Origin of the sequence: Acetobacterium sp. (assembly GCF_030652775.1) — a bacterium.
GTDB lineage: Bacteria > Bacillota > Clostridia > Eubacteriales > Eubacteriaceae > Acetobacterium.
Genome location: NZ_JAUSPS010000041.1, coordinates 1 through 17,854 on the forward strand (window position 1 = coordinate 1; position 17,854 = coordinate 17,854).

17 protein-coding genes and 1 pseudogene are annotated in these 17,854 nt (G+C 43.4%); all 18 read right to left on the bottom strand.

Features of this window, described 5'->3' with window-relative positions; all coding sequences use genetic code 11:
- On the bottom strand, window positions 1-413 hold a 413-nt coding region (locus tag Q7J41_RS06735; protein ID WP_370650993.1), incomplete at its 3' end, for a hypothetical protein.
- 165 nt (window positions 414-578) lie between these two features.
- Window positions 579-977: pseudogene (locus Q7J41_RS06740) on the bottom strand (class I SAM-dependent RNA methyltransferase); the annotation flags it as partial.
- Window positions 978-1,115: 138 nt separating this feature from the next.
- Entirely contained in the window at window positions 1,116-2,789 is a 1,674-nt protein-coding gene (locus tag Q7J41_RS06745) for a response regulator (RefSeq protein WP_304886442.1), read from the bottom strand.
- A 17-nt stretch (window positions 2,790-2,806) separates the two neighbouring features.
- Entirely contained in the window at window positions 2,807-3,289 is a 483-nt protein-coding gene (locus Q7J41_RS06750) for a chemotaxis protein CheX (RefSeq protein ID WP_304886444.1), read from the bottom strand.
- Entirely contained in the window at window positions 3,286-3,663 is a 378-nt protein-coding gene (locus Q7J41_RS06755) for a PleD family two-component system response regulator (RefSeq protein WP_304886446.1), read from the bottom strand. The genes Q7J41_RS06750 and Q7J41_RS06755 overlap by 4 nt, the downstream gene beginning before the upstream one ends.
- The gene (locus Q7J41_RS06760; RefSeq protein WP_304886448.1) at window positions 3,660-4,514 is read right to left on the bottom strand and encodes a protein-glutamate O-methyltransferase CheR; all 855 of its coding nucleotides are present in this window, start codon (window positions 4,512-4,514) and stop codon (window positions 3,660-3,662) included. The genes Q7J41_RS06755 and Q7J41_RS06760 overlap by 4 nt, the downstream gene beginning before the upstream one ends.
- A 4-nt stretch (window positions 4,515-4,518) precedes the next feature.
- Window positions 4,519-5,127, bottom strand: coding sequence for a CheB methylesterase domain-containing protein (locus tag Q7J41_RS06765; protein ID WP_304886450.1), 609 nt, complete (start codon window positions 5,125-5,127; stop codon window positions 4,519-4,521).
- Between the two features lie 14 nt (window positions 5,128-5,141).
- Window positions 5,142-7,520, bottom strand: a complete 2,379-nt coding sequence (locus Q7J41_RS06770; RefSeq protein WP_304886452.1) for a methyl-accepting chemotaxis protein — start codon at window positions 7,518-7,520, stop codon at window positions 5,142-5,144.
- 17 nt (window positions 7,521-7,537) lie between these two features.
- Entirely contained in the window at window positions 7,538-7,951 is a 414-nt protein-coding gene (locus Q7J41_RS06775; RefSeq protein WP_304886455.1) for a chemotaxis protein CheW, read from the bottom strand.
- On the bottom strand, window positions 7,945-10,887 hold the full coding sequence (locus Q7J41_RS06780) for a chemotaxis protein CheW (RefSeq protein WP_304886457.1): 2,943 nt from the start codon (window positions 10,885-10,887) through the stop codon (window positions 7,945-7,947). Before Q7J41_RS06780 ends, Q7J41_RS06775 begins: the two co-directional genes overlap by 7 nt.
- A 215-nt stretch (window positions 10,888-11,102) precedes the next feature.
- Entirely contained in the window at window positions 11,103-12,455 is a 1,353-nt protein-coding gene (gene rlmD / locus Q7J41_RS06785; RefSeq protein WP_304886459.1) for a 23S rRNA (uracil(1939)-C(5))-methyltransferase RlmD, read from the bottom strand.
- Window positions 12,456-12,511: 56 nt separating this feature from the next.
- Complete coding sequence (locus Q7J41_RS06790) at window positions 12,512-13,111, bottom strand: TetR/AcrR family transcriptional regulator C-terminal domain-containing protein (RefSeq protein ID WP_304886461.1); 600 nt, start codon at window positions 13,109-13,111, stop codon at window positions 12,512-12,514.
- Between the two features lie 140 nt (window positions 13,112-13,251).
- On the bottom strand, window positions 13,252-15,363 hold the full coding sequence (locus Q7J41_RS06795; protein ID WP_304886463.1) for a YhgE/Pip domain-containing protein: 2,112 nt from the start codon (window positions 15,361-15,363) through the stop codon (window positions 13,252-13,254).
- A 207-nt stretch (window positions 15,364-15,570) separates the two neighbouring features.
- A complete protein-coding gene (gene trxA, locus Q7J41_RS06800; protein WP_304886465.1) occupies window positions 15,571-15,891 on the bottom strand; it encodes a thioredoxin in 321 nt (106 codons plus the stop codon).
- Window positions 15,892-15,920: 29 nt separating this feature from the next.
- A complete protein-coding gene (locus Q7J41_RS06805; RefSeq protein WP_304886467.1) occupies window positions 15,921-16,487 on the bottom strand; it encodes a flavodoxin family protein in 567 nt (188 codons plus the stop codon).
- A 237-nt stretch (window positions 16,488-16,724) separates the two neighbouring features.
- On the bottom strand, window positions 16,725-17,216 hold the full coding sequence (locus Q7J41_RS06810) for a hypothetical protein (RefSeq protein ID WP_304886469.1): 492 nt from the start codon (window positions 17,214-17,216) through the stop codon (window positions 16,725-16,727).
- An 87-nt stretch (window positions 17,217-17,303) separates the two neighbouring features.
- Window positions 17,304-17,465 carry a rubredoxin gene (rd, locus tag Q7J41_RS06815; RefSeq protein ID WP_304886472.1) on the bottom strand — a complete coding sequence of 54 codons (162 nt, stop codon included), beginning with the start codon at window positions 17,463-17,465 and terminating at the stop codon, window positions 17,304-17,306.
- A gap of 190 nt (window positions 17,466-17,655) precedes the next feature.
- Window positions 17,656-17,823: a 4Fe-4S binding protein gene (locus tag Q7J41_RS06820; RefSeq protein ID WP_148636984.1), complete on the bottom strand. Its 168-nt coding sequence runs from the start codon at window positions 17,821-17,823 to the stop codon at window positions 17,656-17,658.
- Window positions 17,824-17,854: the final 31 nt, after the last annotated feature.

Sequence of the window (17,854 nt, forward strand, 5' to 3'; positions counted from 1 at the left end):
GTATTAGGATTTTTAACTTCTAAAGCTTCTTCTAATGACCACCCATCCTTTATCCGATCATTAAAAACATACTCCTTAACACCCCACTGTAAACACATTGCAGACTTTGTTTTAAAACCCCGGTCTTGATGATCCTTAATCCTATCCGGTTGCCTATCTTCCAAAGCCTCTTCTAATGTCCAATTTTCAGAAAGTCTATCTTTAAATACATAATACTTAACACCCCAATAGTTACACATATCTTCTTCTGATTTATAGCCTCTGCCTTTATGGTCTACTACCATAACCGTTAAACAATCCTCTAAAGACCAACTTAGACTTCTTCTATCAAGAAAAACTGCATAACTGATATTGTATGCTGAACACATCTCTTTAACGTTCTTATAACTCTTTCCTAAATGATCCTTAACCATCTTTAAACCCTTCCTTATCTAACGTAACTTACTATTAATTAATAGGTATTAATCTATAAACTCACTAATGACGAGGAGCCGTTTCGTGTGTAATTGAACATATCCAACGGTGATCCGTTTGATGATGGTGTCCAGTTTTTCTCCTTCTTTGATCATAAAAATTGCTTATTTAAGGGATAGTAGTACAACCGTCTCCACATGCCCCGTATACGGAAACATGTCCACACACTTTACCTTATTAACTGTATATCCCGCCGCCACAAAAAACGGCAGATCCCGGGCTAGCGATGTCGCTTTACAAGATACATAGACAAACACCTTAGGTTTAAAATCCAGAATTTTAAAGATCGCCTTGGGGTGAATGCCGTCCCGGGGCGGGTCCAGAATAATCACATCGGCCTGGTCATGGAGGTTGGCCACCTCCACCATCACGTCACCAGCAATAAACTGACAGTTGTCCAGCCCATTCTTGGTAGCATTGACTTTGGCTGCTTCCACTGCTTCGGCGACCAGCTCGATGCCGACCACCTTTTTAGAAACTGGCGCCAGTACCTGGGCAATGGTAGTTAAGGTAGCACTGCTAACCATCCACGCTCTTTTTATAACCGACAGTGATAAGCAATCCGCCAGAGATAACCAATGCCATCGTCTCTGATCATTCAGCCGTTACAGAGCAAACACCATCGATGCCTTAATGTCCATCTAAATTAACCGCTTCACACTATGCTCAAGTCGTTCTAAAGAAATCGGTTTTTTGATAAAGTCATCATATCCTAAAGCGTTGAGCGCTTGCTCCTTTTCGCCTAAACATTTAACGCTAATCAGGATAACCTTCACTTGCCTTTCCCGCTCCATGCGGCGGATTTCTTTAAGCACGAGCTCGCCATTTAAATCCGGTAGAATCATATCCAAGATCAATAAGTGGGGTTTAAAATCAGGGAAAATGGCCAGGACCTCTTTCCCGGTTGCGGCCACTTGAGTCTCCAGACCTAAACGTCTGAGTCGGCTATTAATTAATCGACTGACGGTTGGCGAGTCATCGCAAATCAAGATGCGGTTCTTTTCAGTGCCGATATCAATCGCATCCTGCACATAACTTGTACATGCCCGGCCGCGTTCTTTCGCACGATATAACTGGCGGTCGGCTTCTTCCAGGATCTCTTCAAGGGTTTTGTCACCGCCATTAAACTCGGTAATGCCGGCACTAAAGGTTAAGTAAATCTGGTGTGAATTGACGGGTTGATTAAATGCTTTGCGTTGAAATTTTTGGCGGATTCTTTCAACAACCTTAAACGCTTCGACCGCATCGGTTTCCGGTAAAAGTAATAAGAACTCATCCCCGCCATATCGCGAAATTTGATCGGATGGCCGAAAGCTCGCCTTAAATTCCGCCACGAAACTTTTTAACACCACGTCGCCAAAGACATGCCCATAGGTATCATTGATCTCCTTGAAATGATCGATATCAATAAAGACCACTGAAAAAACCTGTCCGTCGCGCTGAAACTTAGCCTTTTCCTGGACAAAGCGGGCAGCAAAATAACTTCGGGTATAGGCCGAAGTTAAGGCATCTTTTAAAAGGGCGTTTTTGTGTTTCTGATCTTTTTTAATCAATTTCTCGACATTTGCAACTAACACATCCGCTTCAAAAGGCTTTCTCAAAAAATCATCAATTCCTTCCTGCAGCGCTAAGACGTGATCCTCCTTGTTCGCCGAAGCTGTCAATACGATGGTTGGAATCACTATTTTTTCGTTTTTTAATTCCCGATAAAACTCGATCCCGCTTTTGCCGGGCATGACTAAATCAAGAATCAGAATGTCCGCTTCATGCGCTCTTAATATCTCCAGGGCATGACTTGAATCACTTGTAATCCGGACATCATAACCGCGATGTCGTAAAACGCTTTCGATAATATTTAATACCAGCATTTCATCATCAAGCACCAAGACCCGCCCTAACGCCAGATTGTTAATTTCATCGTTTTGAGCCGCTAGATTAATCACTTCATGGGTCTGGATATTACAGACTAAATTTTCCGTGCCCCCTTCTTGATGCGTTGCGATAGCCAACAGGTTTTTCAAGCACTGCGTTAGCTCGCCAAATCTTTGCACCAACTTGATAAAGGAAGGATGATCAGCTGCAAAATCGATATTATTTTGCTTGATATATTCTTCGCCTTTCATACAAAGGTATCCCAATTCACGGAAATTATTCGTGATCGCCAACGCTTTGACTTCTGCAAAAAATGCTAACCACAACGCCTGTTTGATTGCCTTTGGTTCAATACTAAACACCACTAAATTTTGTAGGGCTTGATTGAGCCGATCTTCTATTTCAGATAATACGTCTAACTTACTTTGTTCTTTATTGTTCATTATTTACTCCGCACTCGTTATAATTTATAAACCCTTAACATCAGATCAATCTGATCACAAACCAGTCTGGCCATAAAGCAATCGGTTCTCTTTTTGACCACAATTTTAACACTTTCACCAACCAGCGTAAAGGGCACTGATAATAAGAATTTATAATTTGTCGCTTCCAAACGGACCCGTGCCGAACCGCCTACCATATTAATTAATTCCGTAATTCCATCATTTAACAGGTCCGTATCTAAAGCTGCGGTTTCAATTCCGGTCATAAATGAAACGAGCGGAGCCGCACTATTTTTATTGGTCTCCAGAGTCAACAGCATGGCCTTCTCACCTTGCAACACCATCGCACCAATAATTTCATGAACCAGCGCAAATTCGCAATCATTTTCAACTTCATTTAAAACAAAACCACTCATCCGTTCCACACTTTCCAATAAAGCGGCGACAAAAACATGGCCGGAAATCATGTCATATTTCTCGATATACACTCCAGCGTTCATTGATTTACCTCCCCACCCAAACTGTCGATAATTTTTTTCATCAGTTCTTCAATCGAAAAGGGCTTCGTGATGTACTGGGACACCCCTGCTTTAACCGCTTCGATAATACTCTCCGGCATATTTTCGGTAGTCACCATCACCACCGGAATATGTTTGAATTGGTCATTTTTTTTGATCGTTTTTAAAAATTCCAAGCCGTTCATACCCGGCATATTCCAATCCAGAAAGATCAATTCAATTTTTTCAGCCCCCTGCAGCAGATTTAGCGCATCCTGAGCGGACTCCGCCTCCAGACATTCGTGACCAAGCACCACCACCGCCGCCGAAATAATCTTTCTGACAACGGCCGAATCGTCAATCGTCAACATCTTCATTTTGTTGTCTCCTTAAGTGTAAAATAAGTCCCATAACTGGTGATGTTCTTGTGGAAATAATCATCCATCGAATAATAGATTTCGGCAGCGCCGATTAACAGGCAACCATCCGGTTTTAACACCTGCGCCGTCTTTTTAAAAACGTCGTTTCTGAGTGCTTCGGTAAAATAAATCAGCACATTACGGCAAAAAACCAGGTCAAATTTCCCTAGAAATAAAAAACTGTTTTGCAGGTTAAAGGGCTCGAAGCGGACCCGTTTTCGATATTCATCCTTTAAGACCCAGGAGGTTCCCTCCAGCTTAAAATACGCCTCGCGGAGATCCGCTTTTAAACCTCTCATGATGGTAATCGGGTCATAATGTCCCCGTCTGGCAATCGTTAAAACATTGGTTGAAATATCGGTCGCCAAAAACTCAAAATCATCGATCGAAACTGCGGTAATCTGATTGTTCTTGAGATATTCACTAATCGTGATGACCAGCGAATAGATTTCCTGTCCCGTTGATGCCGCAGCACTCCAGACCCGAATTTTATCATTTTTTCGTTCTTTGATTTCGGCAATTTTTTGCGGCAGCCATACTTCCGTGATCATCTGCCACGAGTCTGGATCACGAAACCAATAGGTTTCATTAGTGGTAATGGCGTCAATCACCCGGGTTTCAATATTTGCGTCGGAATGGTTTTGCAGCAGTAAAAATAATTCGGAAAAACTTTCACACTTCGAGTCAATCAGCAACTTTGCCAGTCGTGATTCGACCAGATAAGCCTTGGTATCATCAAGCGAGATCCCACATTTTTCGGCGATATAGCGCTGAAATAACTGATATTCATGTTCTGACAAAGCAACCATCTAGTTACTCCTTTCTGACGAGCGCTGAAAGCCTCGCGGCGATCACTTGTAAGGGCAGCACTTCATCGGCCAGCGCCGCTTCAACGATACGCTGGGGCATCCCATAGACGATACTGGTGTCTTCATCCTGGACGATACAGTAGGCCTGCTTTTTTTTACTTAAGTGTTGCAAACCGGCTAAACCATCTGCGCCCATGCCTGTTAAGACGACCACTAAAATGCCATCGATAAAGCGACTCTGGGCAATTGAGCACAGCAACACATCGACCGCTGGACGAACGCCATTGATCTGTGCCTCATCCGAAAGCGCCAAGGCACATTTGCTTTCCTGGTTCAGTTTCAGGTGACATCCGCCCGGAGCAATATAGACAATTCCGGCTGTTAAGACGTCGCCATCCTGGGCTTCTTTGACGATCAGTTCACTCTTTCGGTCTAAAGCTTTAGCAAAGGCGGTGGTGAAATGCTTCGGCATATGTTGGACGACCACAATCGGGATCGAAAAATCTTTTTTTAAAGCGCCAATGATCTTTTCTAATGCAACCGGCCCTCCCGTCGACGCCGCCAATACTAATAGTTCTGGCGTAAAACCAGGTTCTGCTTTGTTTCTGTTCATGCGCTTGGCTCTACTTAGAATTTAAACTGCTGAACGGACTCACCCAGCTTTAGCGACAGATCGACCAGGCGATTTGCGGCAATGGAAGTCTTTGAGGCCCCTTCGGTGATTTCTTCCGAGGCTTGATTAATCTCCTGGATACTTCGTGAGATTTCGACGGCGCCTTTTACTGTTTCTTCGGTGGCGCGACTTAATTGCGTCATACTGACTGACGTTCTTTCGGTGTTCACCGCTGCGTCATCGGCTGCTCGTGCCAGCTCCGCAGTACTTTTAGCAATTTCACTGACGGCTAGACCTGATTCTTCAGCGCCGCGTTTGACTTCGCCGGCTTTTTGATCAATTTCTTTGATTTCCTCAGTAATTCTATCTAACCGCATTGAAGCCCGGATCGCCGCTTCTGAAATCCCTTGGGTTGAGGCACTTTGTTCGGTGACTGCCGTTGCAATTAAAGTCGTGATCGTCATCACTTCGTCAACGACATGATTGATTCGGGTAACGGCCGAAACCGCCTGCTCCATATTTTCCTGCATTCCTTCGATTTGGTCAGCTATTTCATCAGTCGCTTCGGATGTTTGCTTGGCAAGCTCTTTAACCTCATTGGCTACAACCGCAAAACCCTTGCCCGCCTCGCCGGCTCCGGCCGCTTCGATTGCCGCATTAAGGGCTAACATGTTGGTTTGATCGGCAATGTCATCAATGATCTTAATGATTTTATTGATTTTTTTTGATGACAGGTTCAGGGTGCGAATGATTTCTGCGGTGTTTTTGGCTTCACTGTCAGCAACCTGGGTTATTTCCAATGATTTTTCACAGCTCTTACTAATTTCATTAACGGACAGATTAACTTCTTTGACAGCATCAACCACAGTATTAACTTCGGAGTTGACATTTTCCGCCGATGTTGACACCTCACGGATACTTGCAAAAATTTGTCCCATCAATAAAATGGTCTGATTAACACTTAATGCGGTTTCTTCAGAGGCGGCCGCCAGATTTCTGGTGGTGCTGCTGATTTCTTCGATGGCCGAGGCAATTTGATTAGTATTATCTGCCGTAGTCAAGAGGGTCGCATTTGATTGGGTCATACTGGCCGAGATTTCTTCGACGGCGGAACTGACAACATTGATTTTCGCACTTGTTTCCTCTGAACCGACAGCGATACTGCTGGCGACCCGATCCATCGCATCGGCAGATTCGTTTAATACTTCGGTTGCCTGGATGATTTCTTTTATTGAACTGCCGGTTTTTTCGACCAGGCGATTGAAATCGCTACAAAGTTTGCCAATTTCATCACGGCTGTTAAACTCCCCGCGAACTGCGAGGTTTCCTTGGCCGGCTTCGTCCATCAGGGTGGAGACAGTCTCAAGCGGTTTGGTAATGCGCTTGGATAAAATAGAAACGATGATCACACTGGCAGCGATCGCCAGGATTAACACCAGCACTACCATTAGCTGCAAACTTTTCACTGGGGCTAACGCTTCGGCTTCATCAACCTTAATAATCATGCCCAGTTTAGTGGCTCCAATGTTGACAAAGGAAGCCGTCCCTAAGACTTGTTCGCCCCGATAATCTTGGTAAATTCCAGAGAACATAAAACTGTTATTGTCGCTGTCAAAATTCGGTTTGAGTTGTTCCACCGCAGCTGTGGTGATCGTCGTCGAAAAGGCAGTCGCATCGGTTGCTTCGCTCAAACTCGGGTTCGTATTCAGCAACCCCGCCTGATCGACCAGATAAATATCGCCAGTTGCCCCGATATCACTAATGCCTTCATTGAGGATTGCTTCAATACTGTCCATCAAAATGAGTGAATTAACGGTTCCAATAATGGTGCCATTTTGAGAACTGTAAAATGGCGCCGAAATGGTCACATAATATTTTTTGATGATATCCGAATATTGTACCGGGGTCGTGCTGCTTTGTCCTTGTATCGACGCCTTGAAGTAATCTCTTGTCGCCAGATTAGTCCCTTCCATGGTCGCCTTAAATTGACCCGAAGCATAGATACAATTGCCGGCCGCATCGGTAATATAAATACTTTCGATGTGATTTGCGGCTTGTTGGGCCGTTAGCCCGGTTTCAACCCGTGCATAAGACGCATCCCATTGTTCCCCTTTACCACCGGTGGGTTGATATTGGGTAATCAGATTCTCGACAATCGCTAAATCTGATAAAATATTGCTGGTATAAAATTCTTTGTCGGAAAGTTCCGTCGCAAATCGGTTTTGGGTTACTTTTGAATAAAGCTCCATTTCCTGGAGTTTCATCTCAACCAGACTATTTCGGGCCTGGTTATAGGAGAGTCCGGAAATAATCGCAATCGGGATTAACCCCGTCAGGATAAAAAAGATGATTAACTTGGTTCGCATTTTTACATTATCAAAATATCTTAACATTTGACACCTCGTTCACTTTAAAATAATTTCTCTTTTTCAATAATGATCAGTAATTCTTGCTCCAGTTTGGCAATAAATTTAATCTTCGTGTCATATTCATTGACTAACGAAGGCGTTGGCGGTTCACAGACGGCTTCGTCAACGTCAATCACATCGGCCGCTTGTTCAACCAATAAAGCCATCACATCCGCTTCGCCGGGTTCCTTTTTAAGCACAATACAATGTTTTTTTAACCGCTCCGTCGGACAACCTAAAAGCGCTTCAAAATCCAGCAAATTGACGACTTGACCGCGTAGATTCATCATCCCGGCCACCATTGGCGGCGCAAGCGGAATGACCGTTATTTCGGGATGGCGATTGATTTCTTTGACATATCGCGTTTCAATGCCATAAAGATTATTTCCTGATTTAAAACAGAGTATTTTCAACATCCTTCACCTCTTTGGGATTCCGTGATGACCTCATCGAGCGTCCGCAACAGGCTTTCCCGATCTAATTTATACTCATATCGGTCGAAGCCCCGGGCTAAGCCGTTCTCCCGATTGAGCGCTCCCGTCAAGGCGCTGATCGCCACAATCGGGATAGCATCATAGGCCGGTTTTTGCCTGATTTTTTTGAGCAGCTCATAGCCATTAAGCAGCGGCATCTGAATATCAGTCAAGACCGCATCGATCGTTTCTGTTTCCAGGATCGCCAGCGCTTCCAGACCATTGGCGGCGAGCGCCACCTGATAACCGCCGCTTTCTAAATAACTTTGCTCGACCTTTTGAAAAAACGGTGAATCTTCGACCAATAAAATTTTTCGGCCGGTTGCCTGCGGTGACGGCACAAAGGTAAATGCTTCCGGTTCAATGCGTTCTAACAACGCATAAAGATTAATGATTAAGATCATTTTTTCGTGAAAAACAGCTGCGCCAAAGATCCCGTTCATTTTGAACTGTTGCGCATCCAAAACGGGCTCAAAGTTAACATTTTCAATAATTTCGTTCGCTAAAATACCAATCGGCCGGGGCACCAGCTTGGGCGTGATGACATAATAGTATTCGTCGTCGTCATCGCGGCGATTAATGGCCAGATAATCTTCCGGCTTAATCACTCTTAATGGCTGGTTGCCCCGGGTGATGTAATTGCGGTCGCCGACTTGCTCAATTTCAGTTTTCTTGATTTTATCGATGCGCTTAATCAGGGCGATATTTAAAGCCAATGTTTCATTTCCGGAACCTCTAAACAAGACAAAATCTTCGCTGTCATTGCTCGCCACCGATTTTTCTCCATGGTGATCGATCAGCATTTGCTTTTCACTTTTGGTGTCACTGACGAGCGCCATTTTTCTGGCAATTCCGGCGATGTCAAGAATTGGTGCGACTTTGCCATCGCCCAAAATCGTTAAGCCGGAATAAATCCCAGCTGCCTTGAGGATCACCGGCAACGGCTTGATCAGCGTTTCTTCGATTCCCAGTAACGCTTCGACCAGTAAGCCAAAGCGAGCATGCCCGAGTTTAAGCACGACCATCTTATGATCTTGCTCTACCCGGCCTAACTGCTCGGGATTCCATAAGTCATACAGGTAGACAACCGGGAGCAGTTCATCCCGTAGGCGATAGAAATATTTTCCATTGATCGCCTCGATTTTTTCATTCAAGGATTCTTTTTTTATCTTAATAGTCTCTTGCACATCGGCTTGCGGAATCACCATTTTTATCTGCTGCGAAGATACCACCAATGATTGGATAATCGAAACCGTTAATGGCATCGTCAATTTGATGGTGGTGCCACGACCGGACTTCGTCGTCATTTCGATACTACCGCCCATTTTCTCAAGATTAGTCCGCACCACATCCATCCCGACCCCGCGACCGGATACCTCACTTAAGCAATCGGCCGTCGAAAAGCCGGGATTGAATAACACCTTCATCAGCTCTTTTTCGGACATCAGGTTGAGTTCGTTTTCGGTAAAAAGCTTTTTTTTGCGGGCTATTTGGGAAATTTTGGTAAAATCAACCCCGCTGCCGTCATCACTCACTTCAATATTGACCACACTGCCCTCATAACTGGCCTTAAGGGTAATCGTGGCCATTTCATTTTTGCCTTTTTGCTTGCGGATCGCCGCACTTTCGATGCCATGATCCGCCGCATTTCTGAGGAGATGTACCAGCGGATCACTTAACCCTTCCAGAATCGACTTATCGAGTTCGACCTCACCGCCTTCAATGTGCAGCTCAAGTTTCTTGTCCAACTTCTTTGACAGGTCTCTGATTAGCCGCGGATAGCGATTAAAGAGGGTTCCCACCGGTTGCATCCGTGTCAGCATAATTTTCTCCTGAATCCTGCTCGTTAAGCGATCGACATTTTGCAACACTTGCGGGAGCCCTGAAATCTGTTTCTTTTCGGGTTCCAGCAGGGTCAACAGCCGGTTTCGCCCTAATACCAGTTCGCTGGCCAAATCCATCAAATCATCAAGCAGCCGGATATTGATCCGGAGGCTCTCCGTGCCTTCATTGAAATCCGTCAGGGGTACCTCAATTAACTTTTCATCGCATACGTCGTTATCACTGATTGGCACCAGTACTGGCGCAGCCGCTGTTTGTTCGTCTTTTTCAGCCAAAACATGGAGGCTGTTTGGCGGGAGACCGAGCACCTGGATTAAAAGGCTTTCTTCTAAAATACTTGAAGCTAGTATCCGAACACTGCTATTGTCGCATTTGCCCGCTTTTAGCTCATCCCAGCTAAGCGGATCGCCTTCCGGGCTGACCATCTCGATCACATTGGCGACCATCGTGAAATTATCGACGATTGCTCCGTTCCCCCCGCTGGTCCGCAGATATTGCTCATTTAGCACCATTTCAATGCCATAAATATGATGCCCAAATTTTCGAAATGATACTATTTTTGCTTGCGTATCCTGATCAAAATCAAAAACAGCGAAAAACTGACTGGTCTTTTGAGGTAATTGTTCAGCCATCGCATCAGCTTTTTTGGCATCCTGATTCGAAAAATCCGTCTCCGTAACCTGCAATTTAGCGAGGATATCATCGATGGGATACGCTTCACTCTGCTTGACATCGTTAACTAAAACCTTTAAGTAATCTTTCGCTTCCAGCAGTAAGTCAATCTCAGCGTCACTGAAAGCGATCTTTTTTCGATTAACGAAGTCCAGAATTGTTTCCATTGAATGTGCGATCGCAACGATTTTAACTAAACCAAAAAAGCCGGCGGTGCCCTTAATACTATGGACTGCACGAAATGCATCATTGATCTGTTCGGCACTGATATCGGCCAGATCGCTCAATAATATTCGTTCAAAATTTTCGAGATGTTCGCGGGCTTCTTCGACAAATTCCTGAATAAAGTCTTCGTTTTTAAGCAAATTAATCCCTCCCTTCTAAATTAACGGTCCATGATACGGGTATTATAATACAGCAATCTAAAAACGACATTGCCGGCCTATCCGCATAATACCGAAGCCATGAAAAGCAAAGCAGTTGAAATATTCGAAAATCAGTTTGCTCACCATGTAAATTCCAGTGGGCAAAAATGGTCGACAAATAATAATTCCCAACTTAATAATGGATAAATAATCGCTTATTGAAGGGATAGTAGTACAACCGTCTCCACGTGCCCGGTATGCGGAAACATGTCCACACACTTCACCTTATTAACTGTATATCCCGCCGCCACAAAAAACGGCAGATCCCGGGCTAGCGATGTCGCTTTACAAGATACATAGACAAACACCTTAGGTTTAAAATCCAGAATTTTAAAGATCGCCTTGGGGTGGATGCCGTCCCGGGGCGGATCTAAAATAATCACATCAGCCTGGTCATGGAGGTTGACCACCTCCACCATCACGTCACCAGCAATAAACTGGCAATTATCCAAGCCATTCTTGGTAGCATTGGCTTTAGCGGCTTCCACCGCTTCGGCCACCAGTTCAATCCCCACCACTTTTTTAGAAACTGGTGCTAAAACCTGAGCAATGGTACCGGTACCGCAGTATAAATCATAGATCACTTCATTTTGTTCCTGACCGACAAAATCCCGGACGACGGAATAAAGTTTTTCTGCCCCTAAGGTGTTGGTCTGGAAAAAGGAAAAGCTGCTAATTTCAAAGGTCAGTCCCAAAATCTTATCTTCAATTTTATCTTCGCCATATAGAATTTTTGCGGTTTCGGCTTTGACCACATCGGCGATGCCATCGTTTTGGGTATGGAGAATTCCTCGGATCTGGCCTTCCAGCTCGAGATCCAGCAGGCATTTAACAAAGGCTGCTTCGTCCAGAGTACCCTGGGACGTAGTCGCCAGATTGATCAGCAGATCGCCGGTGTGTTTGCCCTTGCGCACGACCAGATGTCTTAAAAAACCCTGATGACTGCGTTTATGAAAATAGCCATCTCCGGTTTGGGCAAAATAAGCCAGTACCGCTTTTTGAATCTGATTAAAATCCGCATCGTTAATTTGGCAGTTATCGGTTTTGACAATATTATAAAAGCTGCCCTGTTCATGGAGACCCAACATCAGCGGACCATCTTTTTCGTTATCGCCAAAGGAATACTCCATCTTATTCCGGTAACCAAAAACCTCGGGGCTGGGGACAATCCCCTCATAGGCAAAACCGGCTATTCCGGCCTGCTCCAGCAGCTTTAAGACGTAGCTTTCCTTGAGTTTGAGTTGTTCTTCATATGGCAGGTTCTGATAGGTACAGCCCCCACATTTAGAAAAGACGTCGCAAGCGGCGTCAATTTCATTAGGGGCTTTTTCCAGCACTTCCAGAATGCGGCCTTCAAATTTCTTTCGCCTTTTGGCTATGTTCACCAATACCTTTTGTCCGGGGAGACCGTTTTTCATGACCACTTTTTTTTCGCCATGCATTCCCCAGGATTTTCCGGGGAAATTAAACCCCTCTATTTTTAATTCGATTACTTCATTCTTTTTCATTTAAAACTCCTTCATATTTATGATCCTTAACTGCGTGGATTATTCTTGATTTTATATCAGGCTTTAGTCAATTCCTGAAAATAGCGTGAAACGGCAAACATCCGGGCACCATTAATGATATCTTTAATGCTGCTGGTGATTTCCTCTGGTGATTGGGTCATCCCGCTTTGAGCCCAGTCGATAATCATCCCCACCACCCCATAGGATAAAAACTCGGCGGTAAAAGTTTTCTTCTGTTGCGTCGTAACCGGAGTAACTTCTGGATTCATTTTTCGATCATTGCCCAGACGTTCAATCATCTCCATGAAGATTTCTTTTGTTACAGTAAATAAATAATTCTGAAATTCTGTTCCATCGATATCTTTTAACGTGGTTTGATAGAAATGCTGCTCTTCTTTCATGGTGCTTAAAAGGTCCAACACCTTCGTATCCCAGTTATCAATCGTGAGATCTTTTCTGATCACCATGATCGCTTCCTGATAAAAGATCCAATTGATCAGATCATATTTATCCTGAAAATGGTAATAAAAGGTCTGCCGATTCAGACCACACTCGGCGGTAATTTCGGCAATAGTGATTTTTTCAAAGTTTTTGTTTTTAAGAATATGTTTAAAGCTCTTGGCTATTGCTTTTTTCGTAATTGACGCATCTGACATGCATACACTCCTCATGCTGTTTTTGAAAATAATTATATCATTTCGGAGAGGTATGTCAATTAAACCTAAAAAAGTCATGCATGCCAAAAAGAACCTTACCAGCTTGGCAAGGTTCTCTTTGGTGCTTTATTATAAATGATTTAAAATGAATGATCTGAGTTTAGTTCTGCTTTAACGGTCACATCTTCTTTTTCGGCTTTCTTTTTCTTAATCGTTGTTAATAAAATGGTCGCCACAAAGAAAACTACCAGATAAATAACCAGAATCATAAAGCTATACCAATAATCGCCTGAGATGGCACCAGTTATCGTATCTTTGAACAACACCACTGAATACGTCATTGGCATAAACGGATAAAGAATCTGGAAGAATTTCGGCACGGTTTCGATTGGGAAGGTTCCCCCGCATGAGGTAAGCTGCAAAATCAGCAATGTGAGTGCCACAAATTTCCCGGCATCGCCCATATGGATAATGCAAAATTGGACAATCGCCAGGAACGTCATCGATACCAGACACACCGAGATGAAATAAAGTCCCGTGTGGCCGATCTCCAGCCCTAATGCATATTTGATGATACCTCCCAATAAAATCGCTTGGGCAAGGCCAAGCAGCAGATAGATAAAACTTCTGGCCGTCTTGTTGCTGCTTTCTCGTGATAAAATCTTGAATTTTTGATCGGCATCAAAATAGATCCCAAAGAAAATGATTAAAGCACCAACCCAAAGGGACAAGGACATAAAGTATGGCGAGAAGTAGGTTCCGTAATTAGCAATCGGGTCGATGATCTCATCATCTACGGTAACCGGCTCGCTGACATAAGTACCTAAACCAGTTAGTTTTGCGGAGTCTGCATTGGCATCCTTAACTGCTGTCGTGACGCCATCCTGAGCTGTTGTGATCCCACCGTTAAGTTGCTTTTGCCCATCAACCAGGGTTGTTGCCCCATCTGCCAGGGTTGTCGCCCCATCTGCCAGGGTATAAACACCATTGGTTAATGTTGATGCGCCGTCTGATAAGGCCGAAGCCCCGGATTTTAACGATGATGCACCATTAGATACCGCTGACGCTCCTGAAGAGATACTCTCAGCGGCGTTATTTAATTGTCCGGATGCAGCACTGACAGTTGCAATACCACTATCAAGATTACTGGTTCCGGCGGCCAGGGTATCAGTACCGGCGGCGATAGCATCGGATGCACTGCTAAGTTGACTGCCGGCAGCTTCCAGTTGGGCAATACTATCGGCATTGTCGCTGGAGGCCATGTTCTGGATAAATGCTGCAAACTCCGGATCTGCCATTAATTCCGGATGTTCTCCGACAAAGCCCGAAATAAAGGCCGAGGTCTGATTGACATTACCAATCAGCGTGTCAACACCAGCAGTATACGCCTGAATCCCTTGATTCAACTGATCAGTTCCGGCGGCCAAGGTGCTTGCTCCATCACTCACCTGGGCCGAACCGCTTTTCAAACTATTGATGCCGTCATTGAAATCAGAGAATTTTGATGCAAATTCTGATGTTCCAGCAGCTAATGTCTGGGTTCCGGATGCCAGCGTCTGGCTGCCAGCAGCTAATGCCTGGGTTCCCGATTCAAGCGAACTGGAACCGGATGCCAGCTCCTGAGTTCCCGCCTGTAAGGAATACGTTCCGTTTGCTAAGGTTTGTGATCCATTCACCAGTTGTGATGATCCGCTGGCGAGCTGGGTCAACCCATCATTAAGCGTTCCCAACTGTCCGGGAACCTTGGCCACCTGATCGGTTAGGTTATCCACAATTTCTCCAGAAATATTTTCTCGTAAGCTGGTTTCCATTTGCATCTCAGCTTTTCCTAAAATTTGACTGGCGAGATAATTTCTCTTTTCGTTGGGAGAAAAGATAATGCTGGCCGTTTGTTTATTAACCGTCGCTGCTGAGGCAATGTTATTTGAAAAGTTTTTTGGTACCACAATCATTGCATAATAATCATCAGTTTCTGTCCCGGCACGCCCAGTTGCCTCATCCGTGATAACATATTTAAAGGTTCCATCCTTGATCAATTCATCGAGGAATTCATTACCCAGATTTCGCTGCTGATTATTGATCGTCGCTCCGGTGTCGTTATTGACGAGTGCTATAGGTAGGTTATCCAATTTTGAATAGGGATCCCAGAATGCGCTGAGATAGAAAAAACTATACATAAGGGGAATAATAATGACTCCAATAATGACAATAAATCGTATCGTATTAATTTTGCTAAATATTTTTTTATTCATTTTTCGCTCCTTTCGCTTGCTTAAAGGAGTATAACACTCTAAAATAACCTTGTAATTATACGATTATTCGCAGTTGTCCGGAATTCAGACAAATCGGATCATTTGTCCAAAAATGAAAACGGTCTCCTTATTTTTTTTAAGGTTTCAGACAATAAAAAAAGGCTACTTCCAAAATGAAGTACCCTTTTTTGCTTTTTTTAGTTTTAATTAACCGGCATAATAATTCAACTTATCCAGCAAAACGCTTTTTGACTGCAGTCCCACGATAGTTTCCACCACTTCGCCATTTTTGAAAATTTTCATCGTTGGCACGCTCATCACCCGGTATTGCTGGGCAAGGCTCTGAGTCTGATCGATATCGACCTTATAAACACTGGCTTTGTCTTTTAATTGCTCGGCTACTTCTTCTAAAACGGGAGCCAATGCTTTACATGGTCCGCACCAGGTGGCGAAAAAATCTACCAGCACAACACCTTTTCCATTTATTACCAGATTATCAAATTCTGTTTGATCTAATATCTTTGCCATTTTTATCTCCTTTATTATTTAATTATTTTCTAATTTTTTGTCATCGACGTATTTATTTTTTCCGCAATGTCTTCCAGTTCTGCCAGACATTTCTGGTTATCCAGAGCTGGCAACTCATCGGTATGAGAAAACTGAACAAAGCCAATCTCATCACAGCTAAGGGTTTTTTTGTACCATTCCAGCGTGTTATCGATGGCCTGGAACTGCCGCGGATAATGAGGCGCCCCGCCGACACCGATGATCAGGATTTTTTTCTTTTTGATGGTGGACTTATCCTTTAGGTTATAAATCATCTGAGTTCGGTCAATCAGCGCCTTTATTTTTGATGGAAAGGCACTGAAATAAACGGGGCTGGCGACGATCAACAAATCACAGCTTTCCATTTTTTTATATATTTCAGTCATATCATCTTCAATAATACATTCCCCCTGATGAGGAATACAGTGATCACATGCAATACAAGCCTGAACGTTTATCTTATTGACATTATATTCAAATAATTTATGTTCAACTTTAATTTTACTGGTAAAATAGTCGATAGCCTTCTGCGTATTCTGACCATTCCGATGGCTTCCGATAATTGCTACAATTTCCATTGGTTTTCCTTTCCTGGTGGTTCCTTTAGTTATTTAGGAATATTATACCCGATTTATTGCTGCATTAACAATATCTAATTGTCAGATCCGAAATCTTATTATTTGACTCTTTTTTTTCAAAAAAGAAAAAAACCGAAGCCGTGTGAAAAGCGTTCGGTTTTTTCTAAAAACTTTGAAAGAGGGTAACTTGTTATGACTAAATAATACCCTATTATCCTTAAGTTTTCCTTAAAGCTATTATATTTTGACCTGTTTTTTCAAAGTTTCATGGAATTTCCCGGTGCACTGGATCTTAACACAGCAAATATTTCCCTGTTCTTCATATTGAATCACATATTTTCGTTTTCCATCCATATTTGTCAAAGTGTAGTTGCGCATTTGGCCGTCGATTTTTTTGGCTTCCTCGATTGGCAGAATTTTCTTGATGTCATCCGTTTTTACTTCCAAAACGGTTTTTTTCCAAAAAAATATTTTTCGGTCAATGATTAATCGATCATGGGTGATGACCATCTCATAGGCGGTAGTAATATAACGTAACGAAATTAAAAACCCCGCCATCATAATCACCAGACTGATCACACCAACAATTGTTTTTAACCGATAATCTTCCAGGGTATTGGCAAACTGATTGTAGAGAAGCGTATATCCAACCACCACCACCATTATTATTCCCAGGGTAGTAATACTGATTTGTTTGCTTTCAAGGGTTTCCCGTGCTTTAACTGCCATATGTCCTCCATGTTTCTGTAGTCAGTTTCATTATAACCGATTGATCCCATAAAAAAAAGAGCTTTAGCTCTTTTTTGACTGCTGTTTCTAGTCTTCTGGCGAAAAATCTTCTTTTCCAACACCGCACAACGGACAAACCCAGTCGTCAGGAATATCTTCGAACGCAGTTCCCGGACTTACACCGCTGTCAGGATCCCCCACCTCGGGATCATAAACATAACCACAAATATCGCATACGTACTTCTGCATTTTTTCCTCCTCCAGAAATCATCTGTCATTGTTTTAATTTCTTATATAAGTATTTACCCCAGTATTCCACATTCTAACAAACTTTTAGAAAAGTATAATGGGTTTAATAAAATGATTCGCTTTTAAGTTACGGCATGTTAAAGGCACCTTACAGAAAACTCTGGAAGGTGCCTTTTCTCAATACTTCTAACTAGTCCTGAACAATTGCTTCTACTGGACATTGTTCTGCGCAAGAACCGCAGTCAGTACATGTAGCTGCATCGATAACATAGATATCGCCTTCAGAAATTGCTTCTACTGGACATTCGTCCATGCAAGATCCACAAGCAATACATTCGTCTGTAATTTTATAAGCCATCTAAAAAACCCTCCTTTTAGCATTAACAACA